Origin of the sequence: Mariniflexile gromovii, from assembly GCF_017814435.1 — a bacterium.
Taxonomy (GTDB): Bacteria; Bacteroidota; Bacteroidia; order Flavobacteriales; family Flavobacteriaceae; genus Mariniflexile; species Mariniflexile gromovii.
Genome location: NZ_JAGJCB010000027.1, coordinates 41,315 through 47,757 on the forward strand (window position 1 = coordinate 41,315; position 6,443 = coordinate 47,757).

At 33.3% G+C, this 6,443-nt stretch carries 7 protein-coding genes; all 7 read left to right on the top strand.

The features are described 5' to 3' along the window. The first annotated feature begins 6 nt into the window (after positions 1–6). The 7 genes from J8H85_RS17640 to J8H85_RS17670 all read left to right on the top strand — a co-directional run bounded on the left by J8H85_RS17640 (position 7) and on the right by J8H85_RS17670 (position 6,280). Positions 7–648 (top strand): ribonuclease H1 domain-containing protein, encoded by a 642-nt coding sequence (locus J8H85_RS17640; protein WP_209656841.1) that lies wholly within the window; start codon positions 7–9, stop codon positions 646–648. Positions 649–733: 85 nt separating this feature from the next. Beyond that, positions 734–1,498, top strand: coding sequence for a threonine/serine exporter family protein (locus J8H85_RS17645; RefSeq protein ID WP_209656844.1), 765 nt, complete (start codon positions 734–736; stop codon positions 1,496–1,498). Between the two features lies 1 nt (position 1,499). Then, positions 1,500–2,000, top strand: a complete 501-nt coding sequence (locus J8H85_RS17650; protein WP_209656846.1) for a threonine/serine exporter family protein — start codon at positions 1,500–1,502, stop codon at positions 1,998–2,000. Between the two features lie 84 nt (positions 2,001–2,084). Next, complete coding sequence (locus tag J8H85_RS17655) at positions 2,085–3,011, top strand: PfkB family carbohydrate kinase (RefSeq protein ID WP_209656848.1); 927 nt, start codon at positions 2,085–2,087, stop codon at positions 3,009–3,011. Positions 3,012–3,137: 126 nt separating this feature from the next. Beyond that, positions 3,138–5,036, top strand: a complete 1,899-nt coding sequence (locus tag J8H85_RS17660; protein ID WP_209656850.1) for an amidophosphoribosyltransferase — start codon at positions 3,138–3,140, stop codon at positions 5,034–5,036. A gap of 588 nt (positions 5,037–5,624) precedes the next feature. Next, entirely contained in the window at positions 5,625–5,981 is a 357-nt protein-coding gene (locus J8H85_RS17665; RefSeq protein WP_209656852.1) for a hypothetical protein, read from the top strand. Continuing rightward, positions 5,978–6,280 (top strand): hypothetical protein, encoded by a 303-nt coding sequence (locus J8H85_RS17670; protein ID WP_209656854.1) that lies wholly within the window; start codon positions 5,978–5,980, stop codon positions 6,278–6,280. Before J8H85_RS17665 ends, J8H85_RS17670 begins: the two co-directional genes overlap by 4 nt. Positions 6,281–6,443 lie beyond the last annotated feature (163 nt).

Genomic DNA, 6,443 nt, shown 5'->3' on the forward strand with positions numbered 1-6,443 from the left:
AAATCTGTGTCTAAGAAGAAAAAAAAATACTATACCGTTTGGAAAGGGCACAAAACAGGTGTTTTCGAAACTTGGAACGATTGTAAAGCTCAAATTACCAATTTTGAGGGCGCACAATACAAATCGTTTGATAGTTTTGATGCCGCCAAAGAAGCTTCAAAAGGTAATTACTTTAATTATATAGGTAAGAAAAGTGATTTTAAAAGCGAATTATCTTCCATTCAACTAAAAAAAATAGGGCAACCTAATTACAATTCCATATCGGTTGATGCCGCTTCTAGCGGAAACCCAGGCGTTATGGAATACCGCGGCGTAGATACTAAAACTAAAAAACAACTATTTATTCAAGGCCCTTTTGAAGAAGGCACTAATAATATTGGGGAGTTTTTAGCTATAGTCCATGGGTTAGCATTATTAAAAAAAAACAATAGCGACCGAATTTTATACACCGATAGCAAAACTGCTATAAGTTGGGTAAAAAAGAAAAACTGCAATACTAAATTAGAACGCAACGCTAAGAACAAAGCATTATTTGAATTGGTAGATAGAGCTATAAATTGGTTGAAAACGAACACATATCAAACCACTATTGTAAAGTGGGAAACCAAAGCATGGGGCGAAATTCCTGCGGATTTTGGTAGAAAATAATTCCAATAATCAAAACTTATTCTAAATTATTCAGTCTAAAAAAATCTTACATTTGTAACTCATTAAAAAAGTTTTTCCATAAAAAATGCATAAAAATCAGCCTTCCGAGATTGGTGCATTACTTTTAGACATTGGCGCTATGCTAATGAGTTCTGGAGCAAATACCAACCGCATACGCCTAACCATACAGCGCATAGGTAAAAGTTACAACTATAAAACCGATTTTTTAATTACGCATAGAGCCATTATACTTACCTTAAAAGATTCTAGTGGCAATGTGTCTTTTAATGAATTAAAACAAACTTATGCACACATCCCTAATTTTAAAATAGTTAGTGGTTTAAGCAAATTAAGTTGGCGAATTGTAGAAGAAAAATTTTCTGTAAAAAAAGCAAGAAAGGAGGTTAAAAGACTAAAGGCGCTTCCACATTATCCACGTTTCCTAGTATTATCGGTTGTTGCATTTGCTTGTAGCTCCTTTTGTCGCTTAAACGGCGGCTCTTTTATAGAGATGGCAATCGTTTTTATTGCCGCTTTTTTAGGCCTTTTTTTAAAGCAAGAATTAGCTAAAAAAAAGGTTAACCCATTCTTCAATATTTTTATCGCTTCATTTTTTTCTGCTATGCTAGCTGGTGCCATGGGTCAATTATTACCCTACGGGCATGACCGTATCATTTTTATAACCTCCATATTATACTTAATACCGGGCATACAATTAATTAACTCCATCACAGACATTCTAGATGGAAACACACTTAATGGCATAGTTCGTGCTTTTATTGGTCTTGTTGTATCATTTTCTATTTCAACAGGGTTGCTATTAGCAATACTAATTTTTAATACAAATTAAAATGGATATAACTATTTTTATTGAAAAATGGATATGGTTTGGAAGTGCTGCAGTTGGTTTTGCCATTTTATTTAATGTTCCTGTTAGAACGCTGATTCCTATTTTTTTAATGGCTGCTCTAGGAGGCATAATAAAGTTGCTCTTTTTACCTTATATAGGTATTGTATTTAGTTCTTTACTGGGCTGTATATTAATTGGACTCCTAAGCATTTTCGCTGCACATTTTAAGCATTCACCACCTTTCATATTTGCAATTCCTGCCGTTATACCTATGGTACCGGGCACTTTTGCCTATTTTACCATGAAAGGTTTTATTAAGCTTGCTTATAATACGAATCCTAATGAGTTTGAGCAAATATTATATGACACCGTTACCAACGGAAGTAAAACATTATTTGTGCTGATGGCCATTACAATTGGGGTTTATGCACCAATGTTGTTAACCAGAAAAGAGTCGGCAAAACAAATTAAAATCCCTTTGTTAAAGTTAGGCAAAAAATAAAATTGCTGTATAAATCGAATACCAAAATAGCTGCCAATTTTAAAGTTTAATAGTATATTTGCACAAAATTATCAAACAACTTTAATGAGTAAATTAGTAATTGTTGGCACTGTAGCTTTTGATGCTATTGAAACGCCTTTCGGTAAAACCGATAAAATTCTTGGTGGTGCTGCAACATTTATTGGTTTGGCTGCTTCGCATTTTGATATTGATGCTGCTGCAGTTTCTGTTGTTGGCGGCGATTTTCCGCAAAAATATTTAGATCTTTTATCAAATAGAAATATTGACATTTCGGGTATTGAAATTGTTAAAGAAGGAAAAACATTCTTTTGGAGTGGTCGTTATCACAACGATATGAATTCTAGAGATACTTTGGTTACTGAATTAAACACTCTTGCAGATTTTAAACCTGTAGTACCAGAGAATTATCGCGATGCCGAAATAGTTATGTTAGGAAACTTGCATCCTAACGTCCAATCTAGTGTGTTGGACCAAATGGTTAATAAACCAAAATTGGTTATTTTAGATACCATGAATTTCTGGATGGATATTGCTTTAGATGACTTGCACAACGTTATGAAACGCGTAGATGTTATAACCATAAACGACGAAGAAGCTAGACAGCTTACTGGAGAGTATTCTTTGGTTGTTGCGGCTAGAAAAATTCATACAATGGGCCCAAAATACGTGGTAATTAAAAAAGGCGAACATGGCGCTTTATTATTCTATAATGACGATGTGTTTTACGCACCAGCATTACCTTTAGAAGAAGTGTTTGACCCAACAGGAGCTGGTGATACCTTTGCAGGAGGATTTGCAGGGTATATTGCTAAAACAGGAGATACATCTTTTGATAACATGAAAAATGCTGTCATTTTCGGATCAACATTGGCATCATTTTGTGTTGAAAAATTCGGAACCGAGCGCATGGAAACTTTAAAAAACGAAGAAGTTCATAAACGATTGTTGCAATTTAAACAATTAACACAATTCGATATAAAATTAGCATAAACCAACGCGCTCAAAAATAGAGCGCGTTTTTAATTTAAGTAATAATTTATCATTTCTGCGAAATCAAAGATTCACGAATTCAACGATATGAAATAAATTTAATAAGTAAAGCGAAAATCTTTAAAAATGAGTGATTCAATAAAACACGAATGTGGTATAGCAGTTTTAAGACTTTTAAAACCGCTTGAATTTTATAAAGAAAAATATGGCACTGCTTTTTATGGGGTAAACAAAATGTACCTTATGATGGAAAAGCAGCACAACCGTGGGCAAGACGGTGCTGGTTTTGCAAGCATTAAGTTAGACGTAAAACCAGGGGAACGCTATATTAGTAGGGTGCGTTCCATTGCCCAACAACCCATTCAAGACATATTTGCTCAAATAAACGATCGTGTTAATAAAGAGTTTATAGAGCATCCTGAATATGCTGATGATATAGCGCTACAAAAAAAACACATCCCCTATATTGGCGAGGTGTTTTTAGGACACGTGCGTTATGGTACTTTCGGGAAAAACAGTGTGGAAAGTGTACACCCGTTTTTAAGACAGAATAACTGGATGCACCGTAATTTAATTATGGCTGGAAACTTTAACATGACCAATGTTAAAGAGTTATTTGCAAATCTTATTAGGTTAGGGCAACACCCAAAAGAGTATACCGATACCATTACCATCATGGAAAAAATTGGTCACTTTTTAGATGATGCGGTTAGTAAAATTTACAAAGATGTAAAAAAGGAAGGTTACAGCAAAAATCAAGCATCTCCATTAATAGCCGAACGATTAAACGTTGCTAAAGTTTTAAAAAAAGCTGCTAAAGATTGGGATGGCGGTTATGCTATGGCAGGATTAATTGGCCATGGTGACTCTTTTGTATTGAGAGATCCTGCTGGCATTAGGCCAACATACTATTATATAGATGATGAAGTTGTAGCCATAGCTTCAGAACGTCCTGTAATTCAAACGGTTTTTAACGTAAAATTTGAAGACGTAAAAGAATTGGAACCAGGACATGCTATTATTACAAAAAAATCCGGGAAAGTTATCATCAAAAAAATATTACAACCACTGGAACGTAAATCATGTTCTTTTGAACGCATTTATTTTTCTCGAGGAAGTGATGCCGAAATTTACCAAGAACGAAAAATGCTTGGTAAATTATTAATGCCTAAAGTTTTGGAGGCTATTGATAATGATACGAAAAACACCGTGTTTTCTTATATTCCAAATACTGCCGAAACATCCTTTTTTGGGATGATCGAAACAGCCGAAGCTGCATTGAACAAAAAGAAAACAGCTGCTATTTTAGAAGGTCAGCGCTCGCTTTCTGCCGAAAAAGTTACCGATGTGCTATCTGAGCGTATTCGCGTAGAAAAAATAGCGATTAAAGATGTGAAGCTAAGAACTTTTATTACTGAAGACAGTAGTAGAGATGATTTGGTGGCACACGTTTACGACGTAACTTACGGCGTTATAAAACCAAATGACAATTTGGTGATTATTGATGATAGTATTGTAAGAGGCACAACTTTAAAAAAGAGTATTTTAAAGATACTGGACCGTTTAAGCCCTAAGAAAATTATAGTGGTTTCATCGGCACCACAAATACGTTACCCAGATTGTTATGGCATCGATATGGCAAACCTTGAAAGTTTAGTTGCTTTTAGAGCTGCATTGGAATTATTAAAAGAAGCCGATCAATATCATATTGTAAAAGAAGTTTATGATAAATGTGTAGAACAGACGGAATTGGAAGATGTTTATGTACAAAATTTTGTAAAGGAAATATACGACCCATTTACAGATGAACAAATCTCTGATAAAATAGCCGAACTTTTAAGTCCTGATAACATAAATGCCGAAGTTAAAATTATTTTCCAGTCTGTTGAAAATTTACATAAGGCATGCCCTGAACATTTAGGCGATTGGTATTTTACAGGCAACTATCCAACCGTTGGTGGTAACCGCGTTGTAAACCGTGCTTTTATTAATTTTTATGAAGGTAATAAAGAACGTGCCTATTAATTATTATTAATTAATTTATAACCGTAAATAATACAAAAATCACATTTAAACAGAATTAATTACCGTTCATCTAAAAAATATTAAGATTATCTAAAATACATATAAATTAGAATCACCATAACATAAGTAGGTTAAGTTCATGGTAGATTTGGGGCAAAAAAAGGTGAACTTCTGTTCGCCTTTTTTTATGCGTTCTAGTTTTTAAATAGCCCTTTTAAATAATTTAATAAAATCGCTTAAGCCAATAAATTAGCCGTTTAACTAAAATATTTTCCACAACGCTTAAGCCATCATACATTTGCCTCACCATAACATAAGTAGGTTAAGTTCATGGTAGATTTGGGGCAAAAAGGTGAACTCTCGTTCACCTTTTTCATTTTATATAATTCCCATAAAAATGATAATTTCTTTTTTCTTTTCTATCTCATTTTTAAAAAAAATACAATAGATAAAAACTCCTTTATATAATATTCTAAAAAAAATTATCTTTACTGGATAACAGTAACAAGAAACTTACTATATCCCGACATATTTACGGGATATAAGTAATAAAAGTTACTATATAACACGTTGTGCACTATTTGAGAAATGACCGAACTAACAGACAAAATATACTACGCTGATAAAAATATTCTCGAAATTATTGAGTCGGAATTTGAATTAATTGACCGAAAAAGTTGGTACAGATTATATAGGAATAAAACTGACAAATCTTATTGGCGACTTGACGAATGGGACAAGTATCAGGAACAGTTTTTTGTCAATCTTGAATCAACTGAAAAATGGTCTGAATTTAATGACAAAACTTTAAGAATTGAACTTTTAAAAAAGTCAAGAGGTTTATCAGACGAAAAATGTATTTGGAAAGATTGCGAAAAAAACGCTTTGAATAAAATTGTTTATTGCGAGAACCACGCATACAACGAAATGGGAATAAGAAAATGAATTTCGAAAATTTTAGAAAAGACATAGAAAGTAAACTCAATAAGATTGCAGAATTCGAACTTCAGGAATTTCATTTTGAACCTCATAGTTTTGGAAATGGAATTCTTGCATACCGAATTAAAGGACGAATTCACAAGTTTATTTTTGATGGACGAGAAAGTGAATTAACTTGGTTAATAAGCAAATCTCATCAAAAATATTTCGGAGCGGATTTGACTGAATTTAAGAAATTAGATGGACTTGAAATTAGTTCGGAACAATTAAAAAACGGAATAAAAACAGTGCACAACACCGCATAAAATTAATTGCTAGTGCAAGCCTACTTACGAAAATCCTCGCGGATTTTGAACTGCCCCCAAAAAGTTAGACACTATTTGAGGGTATTTTTATGGAAAGAAAAGTCAAGTACAATTACGATTTTAAACTTCGTTGCGTAAAGGAGGTATTGAAAAATCATCAAAC